At 73.2% G+C, this 19,724-nt stretch carries 15 protein-coding genes and 2 pseudogenes; 4 read left to right on the top strand and 13 right to left on the bottom strand.

Annotated features, from left to right (window positions below):
* Positions 1–196: 196 nt before the first annotated feature.
* The gene (locus C6376_RS33345) at positions 197–2,320 is read right to left on the bottom strand and encodes a phage holin family protein (protein ID WP_107446767.1); all 2,124 of its coding nucleotides are present in this window, start codon (positions 2,318–2,320) and stop codon (positions 197–199) included.
* Positions 2,321–2,496: 176 nt separating this feature from the next.
* Positions 2,497–2,907 (bottom strand): hypothetical protein, encoded by a 411-nt coding sequence (locus C6376_RS33340; protein WP_107446766.1) that lies wholly within the window; start codon positions 2,905–2,907, stop codon positions 2,497–2,499.
* An 84-nt stretch (positions 2,908–2,991) separates the two neighbouring features.
* Here C6376_RS33340 and C6376_RS33335 point away from each other — a divergent pair, with 84 nt between their 5' ends.
* Entirely contained in the window at positions 2,992–3,765 is a 774-nt protein-coding gene (locus C6376_RS33335; RefSeq protein ID WP_173985786.1) for an MBL fold metallo-hydrolase, read from the top strand.
* Complete coding sequence (locus C6376_RS33330; protein ID WP_107446765.1) at positions 3,762–4,391, top strand: DedA family protein; 630 nt, start codon at positions 3,762–3,764, stop codon at positions 4,389–4,391. The genes C6376_RS33335 and C6376_RS33330 overlap by 4 nt, the downstream gene beginning before the upstream one ends.
* 268 nt (positions 4,392–4,659) lie before the next feature.
* On the opposite strand, the pseudogene C6376_RS33325 reads toward C6376_RS33330, so the two are convergent.
* The 5 genes and pseudogenes from C6376_RS33325 to C6376_RS33305 form a co-directional block, all read right to left on the bottom strand.
* Positions 4,660–4,998 (bottom strand): annotated as a pseudogene (locus tag C6376_RS33325) (SDR family NAD(P)-dependent oxidoreductase); the annotation flags it as partial.
* A gap of 85 nt (positions 4,999–5,083) precedes the next feature.
* The gene (locus C6376_RS33320) at positions 5,084–6,151 is read right to left on the bottom strand and encodes an MBL fold metallo-hydrolase (RefSeq protein ID WP_107449338.1); all 1,068 of its coding nucleotides are present in this window, start codon (positions 6,149–6,151) and stop codon (positions 5,084–5,086) included.
* The gene (locus C6376_RS33315) at positions 6,148–7,395 is read right to left on the bottom strand and encodes an aminotransferase class I/II-fold pyridoxal phosphate-dependent enzyme (protein ID WP_107446763.1); all 1,248 of its coding nucleotides are present in this window, start codon (positions 7,393–7,395) and stop codon (positions 6,148–6,150) included. Before C6376_RS33315 ends, C6376_RS33320 begins: the two co-directional genes overlap by 4 nt.
* Before the next feature lie 319 nt (positions 7,396–7,714).
* The gene (locus C6376_RS33310) at positions 7,715–8,455 is read right to left on the bottom strand and encodes a hypothetical protein (RefSeq protein ID WP_107446761.1); all 741 of its coding nucleotides are present in this window, start codon (positions 8,453–8,455) and stop codon (positions 7,715–7,717) included.
* 558 nt (positions 8,456–9,013) lie between these two features.
* A complete protein-coding gene (locus C6376_RS33305; protein ID WP_107446759.1) occupies positions 9,014–9,811 on the bottom strand; it encodes an RNA polymerase sigma factor SigF in 798 nt (265 codons plus the stop codon).
* A 364-nt stretch (positions 9,812–10,175) separates the two neighbouring features.
* Here C6376_RS33305 and C6376_RS33300 point away from each other — a divergent pair, with 364 nt between their 5' ends.
* Positions 10,176–12,107: a pyruvate oxidase gene (locus tag C6376_RS33300; protein WP_107446758.1), complete on the top strand. Its 1,932-nt coding sequence runs from the start codon at positions 10,176–10,178 to the stop codon at positions 12,105–12,107.
* Positions 12,108–12,187: 80 nt separating this feature from the next.
* Here the strand turns inward: C6376_RS33300 and C6376_RS33295 are convergent, their stop codons facing one another.
* The 3 genes from C6376_RS33295 to C6376_RS33285 all read right to left on the bottom strand — a co-directional run bounded on the left by C6376_RS33295 (position 12,188) and on the right by C6376_RS33285 (position 15,919).
* Entirely contained in the window at positions 12,188–13,699 is a 1,512-nt protein-coding gene (locus C6376_RS33295) for an alpha/beta hydrolase (protein WP_107446756.1), read from the bottom strand.
* A 544-nt stretch (positions 13,700–14,243) separates the two neighbouring features.
* Positions 14,244–14,738, bottom strand: coding sequence for a flavin reductase family protein (locus C6376_RS33290; protein ID WP_107446755.1), 495 nt, complete (start codon positions 14,736–14,738; stop codon positions 14,244–14,246).
* Entirely contained in the window at positions 14,735–15,919 is a 1,185-nt protein-coding gene (locus C6376_RS33285; protein WP_107446753.1) for an acyl-CoA dehydrogenase family protein, read from the bottom strand. Before C6376_RS33285 ends, C6376_RS33290 begins: the two co-directional genes overlap by 4 nt.
* A gap of 320 nt (positions 15,920–16,239) precedes the next feature.
* On the opposite strand from C6376_RS33285, the gene C6376_RS33280 reads away from it, so the two are divergent.
* Positions 16,240–17,190: a helix-turn-helix domain-containing protein gene (locus C6376_RS33280; RefSeq protein WP_107446751.1), complete on the top strand. Its 951-nt coding sequence runs from the start codon at positions 16,240–16,242 to the stop codon at positions 17,188–17,190.
* A gap of 139 nt (positions 17,191–17,329) precedes the next feature.
* On the opposite strand, the pseudogene C6376_RS33275 reads toward C6376_RS33280, so the two are convergent.
* The 3 genes and pseudogenes from C6376_RS33275 to C6376_RS33265 all read right to left on the bottom strand — a co-directional run.
* Positions 17,330–17,530: pseudogene (locus C6376_RS33275) on the bottom strand (CNNM domain-containing protein); the annotation flags it as partial.
* A gap of 151 nt (positions 17,531–17,681) precedes the next feature.
* Entirely contained in the window at positions 17,682–18,776 is a 1,095-nt protein-coding gene (locus C6376_RS33270; RefSeq protein WP_107446750.1) for a GNAT family N-acetyltransferase, read from the bottom strand.
* 156 nt (positions 18,777–18,932) lie between these two features.
* Positions 18,933–19,454: a hypothetical protein gene (locus tag C6376_RS33265; protein ID WP_107446749.1), complete on the bottom strand. Its 522-nt coding sequence runs from the start codon at positions 19,452–19,454 to the stop codon at positions 18,933–18,935.
* Positions 19,455–19,724 lie beyond the last annotated feature (270 nt).

The raw sequence follows: 19,724 nt of genomic DNA, 5'->3' as shown, positions 1-19,724 counted from the left end.
CGGGATTGCGTCACCCCCATCCGATCACACTCCGCCCGAGCGCACCGACAACACCGGTGCTCGTGCCGTGAACGGCGGCCGTCGGGCCCGGGGGCGGCCGCGCAGGCGTGCTCGCGCCGCACCCGCAGGACGTCGCACCTGCTGCGGGCACGGCACGAACTCGTCGAAGCGGCGGGCCGGTCGGGCGTCTTCGCTCTCAGGCGGCGCGTTCCTCCCGGGCGGGCCGCTCGTGTGCCGTCTCCAGCGGGACCTGGGGGCCGTCGGACTCGCGCAGCCAGCGGCGCAGCACGCGGTGCACGTGCTCCGCGCCGACGAGTTCCTCGCCGTGCCCGGCCGGCGCGGACAGGGCCAGCGGGGACAGCAGGAACGGCCGGGCCTGGGCGCCGCCGAGGCCGCCGTGCGAGCCGATCTGCTCCTCGAAGGCGAGGACCTCGCCGTCGGCCGGGTCGTGGCAGGAGTTGACCATGATGTCGGCGGTGTGCGGGAAGGTGTGGGTGCGGCGCACGGCGTCGGCCGCGCCGGGCCCGAACGCGGCCAGCGGGCCGGGGTCTTCGTCGAGCCGGTCGAGAGGGATCTGCGCGCCGTACGCGCCGAGGACGACCGCGCCGTGCTCCTCGCTGCGCACCAGCAGGAAGCCGACGCCGGGATGGTTCGCGAGGGTGGACAGCAGCGCGGGGTGACGGGCGTCGATCTCCTCCTTGCTCATCCGGTGCGCGACGTCCGGGAAGGAGATCAGGCCGAGGTTGCCGGAGGCCAGCACGACCGGCTCCGGGCGGCGGCCGGACGGCTCTCGGCCGCCGGCCGTCTCCTCGACGGGACGGCGCAGCGCGGCGCGGACGGCCGCGCGGGCCTCGGCGCCGCTGTGGGTGCGTTGCGCCCTGCGCGGCACCGGCAGTCCGCAGCCGGCCCGCACCAGGTCGCCCAGGGTGAGGCCGTAACGGGCCTGAAACGTTTCGCCGGGACTCTGGCCGTGGTCGGAGAGGACGACGATCCGGTAGGGGCGGGGGGCGTGCTCGGCGACGGTCTCGATCAGCGCGAGCGCCCGGTCGAGCCGGCCGAGGACCTGCTCGGTGTCCCGGCCGAGCGGTCCGGAGTGGTGCGCGACCTCGTCGTACGCCACCAGGTCGGCGTAGACGGCGCTGCGCCCGGCGAGCATGTCGCCCATCACCGCGGCCACCACGACGTCCCGTTCGACGACGGTCGCGAAGGCGCGGACGAAGGGGTAGAGGCCCCCGCGGCCGACGCGTGGGCGGTCGCCGCGCAGCCTGGCGCGGGTGGACTGCGCGACCTCACGGACGACCTCGGCGACGAACGACAGCGCGGTACGGACGGCGTTGGCCGGGTCGCTGAAGTAGGCGAAGTAGCCGGCCCGGGAGCGGGTCTCCCGGCTGCGCCGGCGGGTGGCTATGGACAGCACGAGCGCCTGTTCGTCGGCGCCGCCGCTGAACAGGTTGCCGCGGCTTGCGCCGTCGGCGGACAGCAGCCCGCCGTCACCGGTGCGTTCGACCGCGCGGCGCTGGAGTTCGGCGGCGCTGGTCGGACGGTTGCAGACCATCACCTCCCCGGTGTCCTTCTCGTACCAGCGGAAGGCGGGCACGTCGTGGTTGCTGCCGTGCAGGATGCCGAGCTGGCTGGCGCCTGTCTGACTGGACCAGTCGGTGCGCCAGCGGGTGAGGCGGTGCGTGGCCCGCGGCGCGCTCCCCGGTGCGCCGGCGCTGCCTTCGGCCGGCGCGCCGCCCAGCCACCGCGCGACGGTCGGCATCAGCCCCTTGCGCACGGCCGCGACCAGCACGTCGTGGCCCACACCGTCGAGCTGGAGGAAGACGGTGCCGTGAGTGGCGGGGCAGGCGGGGCCGCCTCTGCGCCGGCGGTCGGCGAGGCGGTACAGGCGGCGGCGGTAGGCGTCGTCGTCGCGCACGGCCAGCGCCGCGCCCGTCGCGGAGGCGACGGCGGACATCACGGCGGCGACGATGACGGCGGTCTCGGGGGCCGCCTCGCTCTGCCCGGAGGGGTTCAGCCGCAGGGCGAGGAGCAGCAGCGAGCCGTTGAGGAAGAACACCAGCAGGCCGAGGACGAGGGCCGGCACGAGCAGCAGGAGGCGGACCAGCAGCGGCCAGGCGAGGGCGGACAGCACGCCGAAGACGCCCGCGCCGACGGCGGCGGTCACGGCGATGGTGGTGGCGCTGTCGCCGTCGGGCGACTGCAGCCGGAAGTCCGGCAGGATCCCCGCCAGCACGAGCATCGTCAGGGTGGAGACGGCCCACACCGTGACGCTCCGCCCGGCCTGACTGACGGCCCGCCGCCATCGCACCCCACGCACGCCCCGTACACCTCGCGTTCCGGCCCCGACGCCCGTGGGAGCCGTCCTCCACCCTGCCATACCGCGGCGGGGGTCACCCCGGGGATCGGGGCCGGCGTGCGGATCCCCCGCTCACCGGCATCGACGAGCCCCGCAGCCGCCCTGCGGCCTGGGCCGGACCACAGGCCACCGCGCGCCTACCGTCCGTCGTAGCCCGCCGTCGGCATGGACAGCCTGCGGTGCACCCGGGCCTTCATCTGTGCGTCGTAAGCGGGCTCGGCGCTGCCGACCGTCTCCACGCGCACCCCGCGCCGCACGCACTCGGCGGTGAACTCGTCGACGGACGACAGCGCGCTCTCCAGCACCCGGCGGCTCGGCGCGACGAACAGGTCGACGCCGGGCACCACCCCGTCCCACAGCACGCTGTGGTCCGCGCGCAGTCCGCGCACCAGCAGTTCCCGGCTGACGACGTGTCCGCGCTCCGCGGCCCACCGCGCGCACATCGCGTGCTGGCTGCGGGAGTCCACCAGGAAGGGATCGGCGTCCAGTTCCTCGAGCGGCGTCAGACTCGCGATCGCGGTGACCCGCATGACCCGCAGCGGTCCCATGGCGTCCCCCCTCACCTCCGGGTTCAGTCGCCGACCCTACTCCTGCCCGTAGGCTTCGGGGAGTCGCGCGAAGGAGGCAAAGAGGTGCCGGTGGAGATCACGTGGTGGGGTCACGCGACCTGCACGGTCGAGGATTCGGACGTGCGTGTGCTCACCGACCCCTTGTTCGTGCGCCGGCTCGCACATCTGCGCCGCCGTCGGGGCGCCCTGCCCCCGCCCGGGGCCTGGAACGCCGACGTCGCGCTCGTCTCGCACCTGCACGCCGACCATCTGCATGTGCCGTCGCTGGCGCGCCTCGCGCCGGGCACGCGCCTGCTGGTGCCCCGGGGCGCGCCGCGCGCCGTGCCCGGGCTGAAGCGGCTGCGGCATCTGCGGCTGAGCGAGATGGAGCCGGGCGACGAGACGACCGTGGGCGGGGTCCGGATACGGGCGGTGCCCGCGCGGCACGACGGACGGCGGCTGCCGGTCGGCCGACGCTCCTCCCCCGCGCTCGGGTACGTCGTCGAGGGCGCGGCACGGACGTACTTCGCCGGGGACACCGGCCTGTTCGAGGACATGGCCGAGGAGGTCGGGCCGGTCGACGTGGCGCTGCTGCCGGTGGGCGGCTGGGGCCCGCATCTGGGCGAGGGGCACCTGGACGCGGGGCGGGCGGCCGAGGCGCTGGCCCGGCTGGGACCGCGCAGCGCGGTGCCGGTGCACTACGGCACGTACTGGCCGATCGGCATGGACGCGGTGCGGCCGCACGAGTTCCACGCGCCCGGCGAGGAGTTCGTGCGGCTCGCGGCGGAGCGTGCGCCGGGCGTGGCCGTGCACCGGCTCGGGCACGGGGAGAGCGTGCGCCTGGAGGAGGCACGGTGACTCTCGCGGCCACCGCGGTCACGACGGTCATACCGACCGAGGCCACGCAACAGGCGCTCGGCTATCCGTCGCTGTTCCTGCTGGTGCTGATCGGGGCGCTGGTGCCGGTGGTGCCGACGGGTGCGCTGGTGAGTACGGCGGCCGTGGTCGCGTTCCACCAGAAGGCGCCGTTCTCCCTGCTCCTGGTGTTCGTGACGGCGTCGCTGGCCGCGTTCTGCGGAGACGCGGCCCTGTACTGGCTGGGGCGGCGCGGGATGGGGTCGAAGAACGGCTCGCGCTGGCTGGAGGCGATCCGCTCGCGGGCGCCCGAGGATCGGCTGGCGCAGGCGCAGGGGAAACTCGCCGACCACGGCACGGCGGTGCTGGTGCTGTCCCGGCTGGTGCCGGCGGGACGCATCCCGGTGATGCTGGCCTGCCTGATGGCGAAGTGGCCGCTGCGCCGTTTCTCGCGCGGCAACCTCCCGGCCTGTCTCGCCTGGGCGGTGACGTACCAGCTGATCGGCATTCTCGGCGGCTCGCTGTTCCCCGAGCCGTGGGAGGGCGTGGTCGCCGCGATCGCCCTGACCGTGCTGATCGGCGCGGCCCCGAGCCTGTGGCGCCGCATCAGGGGGACCCGGACGGCCTGAGAGCCCCGGTCCAGCGGCGGTGCGAATGAGCGGGTCCCTGACGTCCGGAGCGAAGGCCTCGGGCGTCAGGGACGCGTGTGTCATCGGGGATGTGTGTTTCAGGAGACGATGATGGTGCGTTCGCCTGTGCGTCCTTGCGGGCCCACGCTCTTCTTGGCCGCGGCGAGATGCCGTCGATCCGACTCTGCACCCGGTCGAGCAGGCGGGCGCACCGGCTACTGAGGCCGAGGACGGCGCACATGGCGGCGGGTGTGCGCCCCCACCGGGGCTATTCGGCCCAGGTGTGCTCCAGCAGCATGCGGAAGGTGGCGGGCTCTCGACCGATCAATCCGGCCAGGGTCGGGTCGTCGGCGGTGAACTCACCATTGCGCGCCGCCGCGAAGATGCTCAGCATCAGGTCGGCGATCGGGGCGGGGGCACCGTGCCGCCCGGTGACCTGGGCCGCCGTCTCGGCGACGGCGTCGAAGTCGAGCGCCGCCGGACCGGTGAGCGGTGGGGTGGGCCCCTCGAAGCGGCCCTCCTCGGTAAGGGTCGCCGCGGCGGCCTCGGCGAGATCGTCGTGGCCGGTCCAGGCGACGGGTCCGTCGGCGGGGCGGCTTGCATCCCCCCGTTCCACGACGCGCCGCTGACCTCGACCACCTCTTCACCGCCCTCTGTCGACAACGCTTGCGGAACGCGTGTGGTCAATACAACTAGTCCAGTACCCGCGAGCCTCCCACCGGCAGGTCCCACAGGTCGTCGCGATCCAGGCCCGTCTGCTGCCAGGCGGCACGCACGCGCGTGAGGGGCTCGAGGACGGGCTCGGCGGAGAGCACGAAGGTGCCCCAGTGCATGGGCGCCATGCGCCGTGCGCCGAGGTCGAGGGCGGCGCGGACCGCCTCCTCCGGGTCGCAGTGCACGTCGCTGAGCCACCAGCGGGGGTCGTAGGCGCCGATCGGCAGCAGTGCCAGGTCGATGCCGGGGTGACGTCGGCCGATACGGGAGAACCAGTGGCCGTAGCCGGTGTCCCCGGCGAAGTAGACGCGCCGGCCGTCCGGGGCGGTGAGCACCCAGCCGCCCCAGAGGGAGTGACAGGTGTCGGTGAGGCTGCGCTTGGACCAGTGGTGCGAGGGCACGAAGTCGAAGCGCACGCCGGACAGTTCGGCCGCCTCCCACCAGTCCAGCTCGGTGACCCGGGTGAACCGGCGGCGCAGGAACCACCGCCCGAGCCCGGCCGGCACGAACACCGGGGTGTCGCGCGGGAGGCGGCGCAGCGTGGGGGCGTCCAGGTGGTCGTAGTGGTTGTGGCTGATGACGACGGCGTCGACGCGCGGCAGCGCGGCCCAGGGGACGCCCACGGGGGTGATCCGGGCCGGGGTGCCGAGGATGCGGCGGGACCACACCGGGTCGGTCAGCACGGTCAGGCCGCCGATGCTCACCACCCAGCTGGCGTGCCCCGCCCAGCTGACGGCGAGGGTGCGGGCGTCCACGCGGGGCAGCGGGGCGGGCGCGAAGGGCAGTCGGGGAATGTCGGCGAGGCCCTCCTTGCCGGGGCGCACGGAGCCTTCGCGGGCGAACCGGGCGATGGCCTTGAGGCCGGGCAGCGGCGAGGTGAGCCGGTCGTGGAAGGTCCGCGGCCACACCCGGCGCTCGCCCGGCGGCCGGGGTTCGGCGAGCGGCGGGACGGCGGGCGCCGGCGCGAGGGGGGACAGGGACGGCACGGCGGCGACGGCCCCGCCGGTCACCGTGCTGGTGGCGGTCGACTCGGACTGCTGCGTCATCGAGGAGGCTCCCATCGCTGAGCTTCGTCACGGAGATCGTCGAAGACCGACCTCATGAGCGTCAACGCACGTTGCACGTGGGGCAGTTCCCACGGTGTGGGCGAGGTGAGGCGTTCCGTGCGCCGGGCGTCCGCGCCATTGAGCAGCATGCCGGTGGAGAACCGGACGTGCAGGGCGCTGAGGTCGTCCCCGAAGCGGTGTCCGCCCGGCGCGGGCATGCCGAGCCGGGCGGAGAGGAAGTCCTCCAGTTCCTGTGCGTCGCCGACGCCGTGGGCGGACAGCGCGTCGCGCAGCGGGCCGAGGTCGGCGTAGAGGTGCCGGCCGGCCCGGGGCGGCAGGGCCAGGCCGCCCGCGGCGACCACGGCGGCGTGCATCTCCCGCGCCACGTGCGCGTGCAGGCGGACGGCGGCGGCCGTGCGCGCGGTGACCGGCTCGGGCTCGGTCAGGGCGTACGCGGCCGCGGCGGCGACCGGCGTGGCCACCAGGGCGTCGAGGGCCGTCAGCACGTCGAGCACGCGCGCGTGCAGGGCGTCACCGGCGGCCGAGGCGGGGAACCGGGCGACGGCCGCCGGCCAGCCGACGGGCAGCAGGGCTCCGGCCAGGTCGCTGACGACGGTGACCTCCCCGGGCAGCATCTCCGCGGGGCTGACCAGCACGGTGTCCTGCGGGGTGTGCAGGGTGTCGCGCCAGGTCTCGTCACTGACCAGGTGCAGGCCCTCCCCCGCGGCGGCCTCCACGGCCTCGTGCAGCACTTCGGGCGGTGCCACCGTGGCGGTCGGGTCGTCGGCGACCGACAGCACCAGCAGGCGCGGGTCACCGCCCTCGGCACGCACCCGGCGCACGGTTTCCAGCAGGGCGTACGGGTCCGGGACGCCGCCGCACTCCGCGGGCGTCGCGACGTGGAACACGGGCCTGCCCAGCAGCCGGGCGTACGGCCCCCACCAGGCCGCGCAGGGCCGCGGGACCAGGACGTCGCCGCCTAGGGCGGCGGTCAGCGCGAGCAGCAGGGCGGGAGCTCCGGGCCCGGCGACGACCCGTCCCGGTTCTGCGGGGCCGCCGCGCCGGGCCCAGTAGCCCCGGGCGGCGTCGAGGAGGGCGCGGCCGCCGCCGACCGGCTCGCCGTCGGGGCGGCCGGCGGCCCCGGCGAGCACCGAGGCGAGTTCGGGCAGCACGGGCAGGCCGTCCGGGGGGAGCGGCGGGCCGTAGCGGACGGGGCCGTGGTCCTCCGGTTCCGTCCGCCGCATGTGGCCCTCCGTGCAGTCCATACCTGGTGCCGCGTCTGATGCCGCGTCTGATGCTGCGTCTGGTGCTGCGTCTGGTGCGTGTCTGCCGTCCGGTGCCGCCGCGGCCACCGGGCGCCGTGCCGCCCGCGGCCACCGGACGCCGTCGTGGGCCGGGTGGTGCGTGACGTCCCGTACGGGGCCCGGCGCTCGCACGGGACGGGGCGCTCGTGCGGGGCGGTTCGTGCCCCCGGGGTTCTGAGTACCCGGTGCGGCCGCGCGTCATGACCGGCGTCCCGCGTCGCGCCGGTCACAGCGCGTGCCCACAGGCCTTCCGGCGACGTCAGGCGTCGCCGGAGGGGCCGCGGCGGAGCAGCCGGTGCACGGCGGCACCGAGAGCACCGGCGATCAGCAGACCGCCGACGGCGAGCGCGGGAACGGAGTCGGTGAAGGTGCCGCCCGCGCCGGCCCGCACTCCGTGGTCGACGGGCGCGGGCGGGCAGGCGGCGGGGGACGCGGCGCCGCGGGACTGCGTTCCGGGCCGGTCACAGGGCGGTGCGGTACGGCAGCCTGCGGAGTGCGGCTGCGCGGTGGTCAGGGGCTGCGGACAGGGCCGGGCGGTGGGGCACGCCGCTCCGCCGGCCGGTCCGCACGACGGTGCCGGGGCGCGCGCGACGTCCAGGGTCGCGCTCCATGGCTTCCCCGGTCCTCCGGGCGCGGCCGGACAGGTCCCGTCGACGGTCCAGGCGGCGTCCGGTCCGACCGCGTCGGGGCTCACCTCGAGATCCGCGGCGGGGGCGACGAAGGCGGTGCCCCGGTACGCGGCGTCCGCCTGCGCGTCGCCGCCGGGGACCTTGGTCAGTTCGACGGCTCCGCCGGCGAAGGCCTGCGAGGTGGCCTCGAGGCTCTCGGGCGCGGCGACGCCGAGAGCGCCGCAGGAGACGGACACGGTGACGCTGCCGCCCGGGGCGACGCTGCCGGGGCTGACCTCCGCCGACGGGTCGGCCGCCGCGGCAGGTCCGGCGGCGACCAGCACGGCACCGGCCACGGCGAGGGCGGAGAGGAAGTGGGCGGTGCGACCCATGGGACGGCTCCTTCGGCCGGGGACAGCGGGGCGGGGCGTTCCCGCCCCACTGCCATCACAGCCCGAGGCATCTCCGGCCGCGCGCGGCCGGACGCCATTGGCGGGACGGCGGCCCCCAAGCGGGTGACCCCGTCGGCCCCGGAGCGGGCCGCCGCTCCGGGGCGGTTCCGCACAGGCTTCTACAACGGTTTCGGCGCGGTTGCTCCGGCGATTACCGCAATGGCCCCCCAGCGGATACCGCAGCTGTTACCGCATCGGCGTCCACAGCGGATACCGCGGTCGTTTACCGCATCGGTCTCTACAACGACTACCGGGTGGGCTACCGCGTCAGTTCTACAGCAGTTGCCGAATCGGCTACCGCATCGGATCTCTACAACGGTTACCGCAACGGATGCTGCATCGGTCTCTACAGCGGTTTCTACAGCGGTTTCTACAGCCGCTTCTACAGCGGTTTCTCCAGCCGCTTCTCCGGCGGCCACTGCAGCACTCTCTGCAACGGCTACCGCAGCGAGTGCTGCTTCGGTTACCGCATCTACTACGACTCGATCTCCACAGCGGTTACTGCAGCGATTCCTGCAGCACCTGTTCCCGCAACCGGTCGCAGCACCGGCTGATGAGGCGGGAGACGTGCATCTGCGAGATGCCCAACTGCTCCGCGATCCGGCTCTGCGTCATGTCCCCGAAGAACCTCATGTAGAGGATCGCCCGCTCCCGCTCGGGCAGGGCGGCCAGCCGGGGTCTGACCGCCTCCCGGTCGACGACGGTGGCCAGCGCCGGGTCCACCGCGCCCAGCGCGTCACTCAGGGAGTACCCGTCCTCGCTGCCGGGCAGTTCCGCGTCCAGGGACAGCGCGGAGAAGCTCTCGAGCGCCTCCAGACCGGTGCGGACGTCCTCCTCGCTGAGCTGCGCGCGCTCGGCGATCTCGGCGACGGTGGGACGGCGTCCGGAGACGGTCTGGGACAGCTCCTGGCCGGCGATGCGCACCCGGTTGCGCAGGTCCTGGACCCGGCGCGGCACGTGCAGGGTCCACATGTGGTCGCGGAAGTGTCGCTTGATCTCGCCGGTGACGGTGGGCACGGCGTAGCTCTCGAAGGCGTTGCCGCGCGCGGGGTCGTAACGGTCGACGGCCTTGACCAGGCCGAGAGCGGCGACCTGGCGCAGGTCCTCCTGGTTCTCGCCGCGGTTGCGGAACCGTCCGGCGATGCGGTCGGCCATGGGCAGCCAGGCCTCGACGATCCGGGCCCGCAGGGCGTCGCGCCGGGGCCCTGCGGGCAGGGCGGCAAGTTCACGGAAGGCGTCGGCGGTGTCGGGGGCGTCGTCGTGCGGGTGGCGCTTGGCGTTCGTTCGGTTCGGCATGGGGTGCAGCAACTCCCTTGGAAGTGCTCGAATGCGGCCGGGTCACCGGGGAAGGCGACGACAGCCCGGCCGGGCCTGCCGGGGGCCGCGCGGCGCGGCGTTCCCACGGAGGTGCCTCCGGTCCGAAGCACTGGAGCTGCGCCTGCCCCCGACACCCGCCCCCAAACACCGTCCAGGTTTTCCCGCCGGAGTCCGGGTCACCCGTCCCACGTCACACCCCTGCACGAGCCACGCCGACATCGCCGCCCATGCCCATACACACGCCCATGCCCACGCCCACGCCCGCTGTTCTGTCCACCCCCCGCCCTCGCCCTCACCTCCACGTCCGAAGGGCGTGGTTCCCCGGCCCCGGGAGGCCCCTTCCATGAGCGTCAGAGTCTCCGACCACGTCTCCGACCACCTCCTGCGACGCCTGCGCGCATGGGGAGTCGAGCATGTCTTCGGGTACCCCGGCAGCGGGCTTCGCGGCCTGCTCGCGGCGTGGGGGCGGGCCGGGGACGAACCGCGGTTCGTGCAGGCGCGGCACGAGGAGACATCCGCGCTCCAGGCGGTCGGCTACGCCAAGTTCAGCGGCCGGCTGGGCGTCTGTGCGGCGGCCTCGGCGTCGGGCGCGGTTCATCTCCTGAACGGTCTGTACGACGCGAAGCTCGACCACGTCCCGGTCCTGGCGATCGTCGGCACGACGGACCTGCTGACGGACGGGACGGCGGAAGGGACGGCGGAAGGGACGGCGGAAGGATCGGCGGACGTTTCGACGGACGCGACGGCGGTGAGCCGCGGGTGCCGACGGGAGGTGGACCTGCACGCACTGTTCGCGGACGTCGCCTCGGAGTTCATGGCGACGGTGACCGCCCCCGAACAGCTGCCGGACGTCCTGGACCGGGCGATCCGCACGGCGTACGCCCGCCGCTGCCCGACCGTGGTCGTCATCCCCGCCAAGATCCAGGATCTCGTATACGCGGCCCCCGAGGACGAGTTCACGACCCGGGTTCCCGGCCCTGAGCGCGATGGCACCTCGGCCTTCGCGTCAAACGTCCGGGCGGACGTGCCGCCGGACGTCCCGTCGGAAGAGTCCTTGCGGCAGGCGGCGCAGATCCTCAACTCCGGTGACAAGGTGGCGATCCTGGTCGGCCAGGGTGCCGCCGGGGCCGGCGCGGAGGTGGAGCGCATCGCCGAGCTGCTCGGCGCGGGCGTGGCGAAGGCGCTGCTCGGCAAGGACGTCCTGAGCGACGAACTCCCCTACGTGACGGGGGCGATCGGCCCGTTGGGCACCCGCCCCTCCTACGAGCTGATGCGCGACTGCGACACACTGCTCGCGGTCGGCTCGTCCTTCCCGTACGCGCAGTACCTGCCGGAATGCGGCAGGGCGCGCGGCGTGCGGATCGACGTCGATCCACGGACGGCCGGGATGCGTCACCGCTACGAGGTGAACCTGGTCGGCGACGCGAAGGAGACCCTGCGTCGGTTGATCCCGATGATCCGGGGCGCGGAACGCGGCCGGGAGTGGTCCGACACGGTCTGCGCGAACGTCCGGCGCTGGGACGAGGTGTCCGAGCGCCGGGCAGGCCTGTCGGCCGATCCGATCAACCCGGAGTACGTGGCCCGGGCCCTGGACCCGTTGCTGCCGCCGGACGCGATGGTCACCTGCGACTCGGGCTCGGTGACGACCTGGTACGCCCGCTGCCTCAGCCTGCGGCCGGGCATGCGCGCGTCCCTCTCCGGCACGCTCGCGACGATGGGTTGCGCGGTGCCGTACGCCATCGGTGCGAAGTTCGCCCACCCGGACCGGCCCGCGATCGCCCTGGTCGGGGACGGCGCCATGCAGATGAACGGGCTTGCGGAGCTGATCACGGCGGCCAGGTACCGCGACCGGTGGCAAGATCCGCGGCTCGTCGTCGCGGTCTGGAACAACCGCGACCTCAATCAGGGCACCTGGGAGTTGCGCGCGACGGAGGGCGCTCCGTCCTTCCTGCCCTCGCAGCAGCTGCCGGACGTGCCGTACGCGCAGTTCGCCCGCTCGCTGGGGCTGACCGCGGTGCGCGTGGAGCGGCCCGAGGACGTGGCGGCGGCCTGGCGGACGGCCCTGGAGGCGGACGGGCCCGTACTCGTGGAGTTCCTCACCGACCCGGCCGTGCCGCCGCTCCCGCCGCACACCACCTGGGAACGGCTGGAGGCCACGGCCGCGTCGCTGCTCGCGGGCGACGCCGACCGGGGCGCGGTGCTCCGGCAGGGCCTGAAGGCGAAGGCGCAGGAGTTCCTGCCGGGGCGGGAGCAGGGCGGGGACACCCACTGTTGAACGGCACTGAAGTGGCCCGCAGATGGCTCAAGCCTGTGGCGGCACCTGGGCAACACACAGGACCGCGCCGTTCGGCACCCCTAAGCACGGCAGGTGATGTCGGCGCTGGGCAGGCGGCCCGTGATCAGGTAGGTGTTGACCGCGTTGTTGGCGCAGGCGGGGGTGCCGGGGATGCCGTACACGCCGTGATCGCGTCCGCCCTGGACCATGACGAGGCGTGAGCCGCGCAGAGCGCGGTGCATGGACCGGCCGCTCGCCGCCGGTGTCTGGGAATCCCACTGGTTCTGCAGGACGAGCGCGCCCACTGTGTTGTTGACGCGCGTGGCCGGTTCGGCGCCGCGCGGCCAGAAGGCGCAGGGGGTGATGTTGGAGGTGAAGTCGCCGTAGAGGGGGTTACGGGCACCGTCGCGGAGGGCGTCGCGTCGGTAGCGTGCCGGGTCGTGGGGCCAGGAGGCGGAGTTGTCGGCGCACATGACCGCCCAGTGGAGCGCGTTGACGCCGGCGTCGAAGGGGTCCGCGGGGCCGTCGGACGGCTGCGGGTCCGGGCGGGCGGTCCGGGCCTTGCGGAGGCTGACGACGTCGCGGGCGGCCTGATAGGGGTCGTAGAAGAACATGCTCCGCAGCGAGTCGCGGATGTCGGCGCCGGTGACGGACCGGTCTGCGTAATCGGGGTCGCTGCCGTTGTACTTGAGCGGCGTGCGGTCGGCGCGGGCGATCAGCCTGAAGAAGGCGGCGCGGACCTTCGCGGGAGTGCCACCGAGGTGGTACGTGCGGTCCCGACGGGCGACCAGGCGGGTCCAGTCCCGGAACGCGGGCTCGACGCCCTCGGCCATGGCCTGGTAGGTGCCCCGGCCGAAGCGGTTGGGGTCCACCGAGCTGTCGATGACGATGCGGTCGCTGCGGGCCGGGAAGAGCTGGGTGTAGACGGCGCCGAGATAGGTGCCGTAGGACAGGCCGTAGTACGAGATCCGCTTCTCACCCAGGACGCCGCGGATGACGTCCATGTCCCGCGCGGTGTTACGGGTCGTCAGATGCGGCAGCCGGGCGCGGTCCCGGGCGACGCACTTCGCGGCGAAGCTGCGGGCGAGAGCGGTGTCCTTTCGGAAGGACGCCGGCCGGTACACGCGTGGCCAGGTCAGCTCGTTGCTGCTGAGTCCGCAGTTCAGGGGGCTGCTGGCGCCCGTACCGCGCGGATCGAAGCCCACGAGGTCGTACCGGTCCCGGACACTCTTGGGCATGCCCGACTCCTTGTCCGTCGCGGAAATCCCCAGGCCCCCGGCCCCCGGCCCTCCCGGGTTGGACAGCAGCACCCCGTGCCGCTTGCCGGGCACGCTCGTGCGCAGCCGGGAGATCTCCAGGCGCAGCGTGGGTCCGGCGGGCCGCTTGTAGTCGAGGGGCACCTTGATGGTCGCGCACCGTAGGGCGGCGGGGTACTCGGCGCCGCAGCCGTGCCAGGCGGGGCGCTGGTCGTAGTAACGATCGAGGGCGGAGGCCGGGGAACGGTCGGGTTCGGCTGTTGTCGCCCGGGCGGTGGGAATGCACAGGCTGACGACCAGTCCGGCCGCGAGGGCGGCCTTGAGCGCGGTAGGCATGACAGGGACTCTGCTTCCCCACCCGACCGCCCCGCCTCGGCCGAACGGCCGGGAAACGAAGGCGATCGCCGGGGGCATCGGCCGAAAGACCGATGGGCGCGCACGGGCCGTGGCCGCTGGTGCTCCGGTGTCGGGGTGAGCCCTTCACGGGCGAGGACAAGCGGCGTTCGTACGTGAACTGTGTTCTGGCGTCCGCAGGAGTGGCCCGCAAGGGCCGGGCGATCGGCGTCTGGTGCGAGTGGCATCTCGTCGACCACCTGAACAGCCCCGCCCGGTTCCCCGTCACACGGGCCGTGGGGACGGGGCACTCGATCCGGTGCGTGTCGGAGCCCTCCGGCAGTTCGACGGAAGGGTCCCTCCAGCGGCCAGACGGCCAGAAGTTACGCCCACGTGGACGTCCAGCCCCTGGAAGACCCCGACCACCCCGGCGAATTCCCCGGCAGCAACGGGAAGACGGTCTACGAAGTCGCAGGTGGAAGTGACTGTGCACCATGCGGACGGCTGAGTATGCCGCTGCATGCGCGCCGAGGCGGTGTTCGGCTTGTCAGGCGGCCAGGCGCCGGAACCGGCTGCCGTGGAAAACCAGCGGCTCCCGGTCGTGATCGGCACTCAGCCCGTGGATCTCCAGCAGAACGATCCTGTGGTCACCGCCGGGGAGCTCGGCATGGACTGAGCAGTCCAGCCAGAGGTTGGCCCCGTGGATGTACACGCTGCCGTCCTCGCCGCTCTCCCAGCCGACGTCCGCGAACCGGTCCCCGCCCCGGCCGGCCAGCGAGCGGCAGACGAGATCCTGTCCCTCGGCCAGGACGCTCAGACCCAGCCGGTCCTGTCTGCGCAGCTTCGGCCAGGTCGACGAGGTGTCCTGTACACAGACCGACACCAGAGGCGGTTGGAGAGACACCGGTGTGAACGTACTGGCAGCCATGCCCACCGGCGTACCCGCATCGAGCGCGCACAGAGCTGTCACCCCGGACGGGAAGCAGCCGAACGCCCTGCGCAGCACCGCGGGGTCCGTCGGCGTCGTCACGAGCGGACTCATCGGACGCCCTCCTGACGACCCGAGAGGACCGCCCCCAGCCGCCGCAGCGAACCGTTGTTGCCGGCCACGTGCTGGGAGACGCAGCGGACATCGCGCCAGCGCCGCTGTACGGGGTTCGAGCTGTAGAGCCCGGAGCTGCCCGACAGCGTCATGATCTCGTTGATGATGCGGCTGCCCTCGTGGTGGATGTGCTGGTGGCCGCCGGTGTAACCGAACCACTCGGCCGGGGTGGGCTCGTCTCCCGCGAGGGCTCGGACCATGACCGCGCGGCCGGTGTGCTCCAGCAGTGCCCACAGTGCGGCGGTGCGCAGATGCAGTTCGGCGAACTTCTCCTGGAACACCGGGTCCTCGCCGATGACCGTCCTCGGGTCGAAAGCCGGCCGCTTGGTGACGGCCAGTTCCGCGAGGTCGCCGAGCGCACCGTCCAGACAGCCGACGATGACTGCGTCGTGTGAGGCGCCGGTGGCGGTGTACGGCAGATCGTAGAAGGGCGCGGGGATGTTGTTGTCACCCACCAGCGGGCCCGTGAAACGCTCGGGAACGAAGACGTCGTCCATCGTGAAGTCCGTGCTCTGCGTGGCCCGCAGGCCTACCGCGTCCCAGGTGTCGAGGAACGTGGCCTGCTCGGGACGGAGCAGCGCGACCCGCATGTCCGGTCGGCCGCCGGGCAGTGGGGGCGCACCCTCGACCACGAAGCCTGCCAGCAACCAGTCCGGGGTGAACGAGCCACTGGCCAGGGGCCAGCGCCCGGTAAGCCGGTAGCCGCCCGCCACAGGGGTCGCCCTGCCCTTCGGTGCTATCGCACCGCGGAGCAGTAGATCGGCGCCGTCGCCGAACACCTCTTCCTCCAGCGTCTCCCGCGGCAGCGACCGTACGAAGAACCAGGCCATCGAGGCGGCCTGAACCGTCCAGCCGACCGACCCGTCGGCCTGCGAGATCTCCCGGATCACCCGTGCGCTCCGCAGCAGGTCGAGCTGCTCGCCGCCCCATGCTGCGGGCAGGCTCATCCGGAACACACCGGCCTCGCGCAGATCGTCGACGATCCCGGCGGGAATGGCCCGGGCCGCTTCGGCCTCAGCGGCCCGTGCGGCGATCTCGGGCAGATACGCACGGACGGCGCCGAGTACGCCGTCAACGGATTCCCGGTCGTCAGAGAGAGGAGATGGGAGCAATGTCGTCATGATCGGTCCTTGGGGAGAGGGCGGTCGGGGAGCATCCGAGCCGCTGCGTGGCTGCCGGAGGACGCCTCGCCTGGATCGCGGAAGTCGGACAGACGTTCGTGCTCGTCCTGCGCGAACGCCGCGGGAGGGGCCTCGGGTACTGCTTGCATGATGCGGGCCGGCCGAAAGACCTGCTTGTGTCCGGGAGCACAGGCAACTTGCGTGACTGAGAACTCTTCCCGGGACCGGACGGATCGTCGGGGAGGGCATAAGATTTCTCGCCAGGTGTGTCGTCCGGACGAGTGCCTCGGGGTCCTTTCACGCACCGGGAGGAGAGCCGTATGCCCCGGATCACGACGCCGAGCGAAGGCACGGCCATCGAGCGACTGGAATGCTGGCGGGACGCCGTGAGCAAGAACCTCGTGCCCTTGGAGGTCCTGCCGCGTGAGAGCGCAGCCTTCAGTGCGTCGCTGCACACGCTGAGGGCTGGCCGGGTACAGATGTCAGTCATCTCGGCCGCACCGCACAGCATCGCGCGCACCCGTCGGCACATCACCTCTGACGCCGCTGACCTCTTCCAGCTCACCCTGCAGCTCACCGGGCAGGGCCTGCTCACCCAGAGGGACCGTCAAGCGCTCGTGGGGCCGGGTGAGCTGGTCGTCTACGACACCCGTCGCCCCTTCACCTACGAACTCGACCGTTCCCACACCGGACTCGTACTGATGTTCCCGCGGGCGATGCTTCAGTTGGCGGAGCGTGATCTGGCGCGGGTGACGGCGACCACGGTGTCGTGCCAGGCCGGCCTCGGCCAGGTGGTACTGCCGTTCCTGCGCGGGCTGGCGCGGCAGATGGCGCACCTGGAGGCCCAGAGCGTGCCCCGGATCGCCGAGAACGTGGTCGACCTGATCGGAACCCTGCTCGCGGAGCACGCCGATGCAGATGGGTCCCACCGGGAGGACGGCCCGGAGCGGCTCACGGAGCGGGTCCTGGTCTACATGGATCGGCGGCTCTCCGACCCCGGACTCAGCCCCGAGGAGATCGCGGCCGCACACCGCATCTCCCGCCGCTATCTTTACAAGTTGATGGCCGCGCGTGGGTACACCGTCTCGGGCTGGATCCGGGAACAACGGCTCGCCCGGTGCCGACGCGATCTCGACGATCCGGCCATGGACCACCTTCCGATCGCGGCCATCGGGGGGCGCTGGGGTATCGCGGACCCAGCCCACTTCAGCCACGCCTTCAAGGCGGTCTACGGCATGAGTCCGCGGGAGACGCGCGCCGCCCGTCGATGACGAGGCCCCGGGCCACCACCGGGAAGGGCGCGCGCGGCGCACGACATCATCTCTTCGGCTCGAAGGGCACCTGCTGCAGGGCCGGCCCATGCCGGGACCCGGCCCTGCGGCCGTCCCCCGGTCAGAGTGCCGCCGCGCCGCGGAAGGCCGGTGCGAGCAGCATCGCCGATCGCTCCGGGCGGGCGATGGCCCAGGACGTGGGGGCCATTTCGCCGACCGCCATGCGCAGGAAGACGACCACGGTCATCGCCACCGCGAACGCGATCGCGTGGCTCACCGGGCCGGGCAGGCCCAGGTGGTGCAGCAGGGGGTCGAGTTCGTACTGGGGCAGGGGCTGGGCCTGATGGCCGGGGACCGTGCCCCGAGGGGTCCGTCGAGGTGGCGGGCAAGCGTTGCTCTCCTGAGGCAGCGGTGTGACTGGAGGAAAGAGGGAGATCCCGTCAGGGTTCCCCGCGCCCGAGGAGGCTCTCCCGGTCCGCCGCGGAAGCACGCTAGGCGGAGCCCCGGACCGTGCCCACGGCCCGCAGGGTGCGTACCGCCGCGCCTTTGAGGGCGGGGTTCTCGCGCACCAGTCGGTGGGCTGCCCGCAGCGGCTCATGGCGCAGCCAGTGCAGGGCGGCGCCCGGGCCGGACGTGCGCAGTGCTCCTTCGTGGACCATGAGGTCGCCGGTCTTGAAGGAGTTCTTGTAGGCGGCGTCGCCTCGGCCGAAGTCGACGAGCCGGATGCCCGAAGCGGCGGCGGCCTCGATCATGCGCAGGTAGAGGATCCGTCCGGGTGAGAAGGTGGCGACGCTTCGGTCGTAGGAGGGGAACCAGCAGGACAGGACCGTGCGCGAGCGCAGGCCGAAGTGGGCGGCGACGGGCCTGTCGCCGGCGTAGAGAACAGAGAGTTCGCCGGAACAGTGGGGTGAGTCCGAGTCGGCGAGCAGGGCGATGAGGTGGGCGATCCACGGCTGGGTGAAGGGGTCGCGTCGGCCGGTGCGCCGGTAGTGGGCGGACTTCCAGCCGACGAGGGTCCGCAGCGCCGCCGGGCTGCGTTCGCCGTGGACGAACCGCAGCGGGCCGAGATGCCGGGCCAGTCGGCGCTCCTGGGCCCGGGTCGTCTTCAGCAGGCTGCGCGAGCGGGCGCGCAGGTGGGTCGCGTACGCCTCGTATCCGTGGGCGAGGTCGACGACGGGAGACGCGAACCGGCCCGTCGCGTACGGCAGGAAGAGGTCCTGGCCGCTCTCGAGGTGGTTGAACTCCCAGGCGTTCAGGGAGCAGGCGCGCATGAGGTGGTGCGGGTCGAGGTGTGCGTCGTCCGGGTGCAGGACGGCGCCCTGGCAGTCGGAGACCCCGAAGCCGACCGCACGGCCGTGACCCCACCGACCCCGCTGATAGGGGAAGTAGCCGACCGCTTGGCGCTTGCGGCGCAGCACCGCCACGCGGGCGTCGCGGCGTACCCGGCCGATGGCCTGGGTGAACTCGGCGCTCATGAAGGGGTTGGCGGGGGCGGCGGGGGCGGCGCGTCGGAGTTCGTTCCAGAGGGCGAGGTCGCCCGGCGTGAGTTCGCCGGCGTGCACGATGTCGATGCGTGGAGTCGTCATGGGGGGTCCCTGGGTCTTTTGGTTCGCGGCAGGTAGGTCGTCGTCCGCCGGGGTCGTGCGAGCTGGGCGGCGGGTCGGACCTGCGGGGGGAGGCTTACGGCGCGACGGCGTGCGGTGACGTGTCGCGTGTGTGCGGGCGGTACCGGTCCGGCAGCGCTAGGGAGGGCCCCGCCGGCCGGACGCGCCGGTGAGCAGCACCTCGGAGAGGCAGCGTTCGTCCGCAGGACGGGCTCCCGGGAAGCGGCTCGGGTCCACGGCGGGGACCGTGGACGTCCGCGCGGACAGCAGAGCCCGAAGGCGGCGGAAGAGGCTCCGCAGACCTGACTGGACCACGCCCGAGAGCCCGAACCGCGAATGTGCCGCGGCGCGCAGCGCGCACACCGTGACCAGGGTCATCGCCAGATGGATCGCGCCGCCCGCGGCTTCGTGGAGCGTCCCTCCGACGGGGTCGGCGACGGGGCCGGGGTCGGCGGTGGCGAAGGAGAACCACCAGAAGGCCGCGACCTGCGCGGACACCATGATGCCGAGGTCGGGCAGCAGGGTGCCCGACCCGCAGGCGGGCGGCCGCAGCAGGGCACCCGCGAAGCAGACCAGTGCCACCACAAGGCAGGCGGCGAACGACGCGGTGCGCGCGAAGACCAGGTGATAGCCGGCGGCGGCCAGGGCCGTCGTGGTCATGGCAAGGCCGACTGCCGACGGTGCTCCGGTACCGGCCGCGCCGTGAGCGTGCGGAAGGCCGCGGCAGTCGGGAGGGAGCGGGTGCGCGGTCATGTCTCGTCCATGGTCGAGGAGACACGCGTGCCGGCGGTCCGGAACGGCAAAACCGCCGGGTGCGAACGTTCGGGCGACCGGTCACGTCTGCGGGTGAACCCGCAGGACAGCGGTGCGGACGCCCGAGGTGCCGATTACTCCCGTCCGGCAGTCGGCTGTCCGGCAGACCGGCGACCG

The sequence above is a fragment of the Streptomyces sp. P3 genome, assembly GCF_003032475.1.
GTDB lineage: Bacteria > Actinomycetota > Actinomycetes > Streptomycetales > Streptomycetaceae > Streptomyces.
Note: the sequence above shows the minus strand (reverse complement) of the source record. Positions and strands in the feature narration are given on the sequence as shown.

Excerpts from the sequence above, each read along its gene's own strand:
- C6376_RS33280 (WP_107446751.1), top strand. The coding sequence starts at position 16,240 with ATGCCCCGGATCACGACGCCGAGCGAAGGCACGGCCATCGAGCGACTG.
- C6376_RS33300 (WP_107446758.1), top strand. The coding sequence starts at position 10,176 with ATGAGCGTCAGAGTCTCCGACCACGTCTCCGACCACCTCCTGCGACGC.
- C6376_RS33340 (WP_107446766.1), bottom strand. The coding sequence starts at position 2,907 with ATGGGACCGCTGCGGGTCATGCGGGTCACCGCGATCGCGAGTCTGACG.
- C6376_RS33285 (WP_107446753.1), bottom strand. The coding sequence starts at position 15,919 with ATGACGACATTGCTCCCATCTCCTCTCTCTGACGACCGGGAATCCGTT.
- C6376_RS33265 (WP_107446749.1), bottom strand. The coding sequence starts at position 19,454 with ATGACCACGACGGCCCTGGCCGCCGCCGGCTATCACCTGGTCTTCGCG.
- C6376_RS33320 (WP_107449338.1), bottom strand. The coding sequence starts at position 6,151 with ATGACGCAGCAGTCCGAGTCGACCGCCACCAGCACGGTGACCGGCGGG.
- C6376_RS33295 (WP_107446756.1), bottom strand. The coding sequence starts at position 13,699 with ATGCCTACCGCGCTCAAGGCCGCCCTCGCGGCCGGACTGGTCGTCAGC.
- C6376_RS33315 (WP_107446763.1), bottom strand. The coding sequence starts at position 7,395 with ATGCGGCGGACGGAACCGGAGGACCACGGCCCCGTCCGCTACGGCCCG.
- C6376_RS33270 (WP_107446750.1), bottom strand. The coding sequence starts at position 18,776 with ATGACGACTCCACGCATCGACATCGTGCACGCCGGCGAACTCACGCCG.
- C6376_RS33305 (WP_107446759.1), bottom strand. The coding sequence starts at position 9,811 with ATGCCGAACCGAACGAACGCCAAGCGCCACCCGCACGACGACGCCCCC.
- C6376_RS33310 (WP_107446761.1), bottom strand. The coding sequence starts at position 8,455 with ATGGGTCGCACCGCCCACTTCCTCTCCGCCCTCGCCGTGGCCGGTGCC.
- C6376_RS33290 (WP_107446755.1), bottom strand. The coding sequence starts at position 14,738 with ATGAGTCCGCTCGTGACGACGCCGACGGACCCCGCGGTGCTGCGCAGG.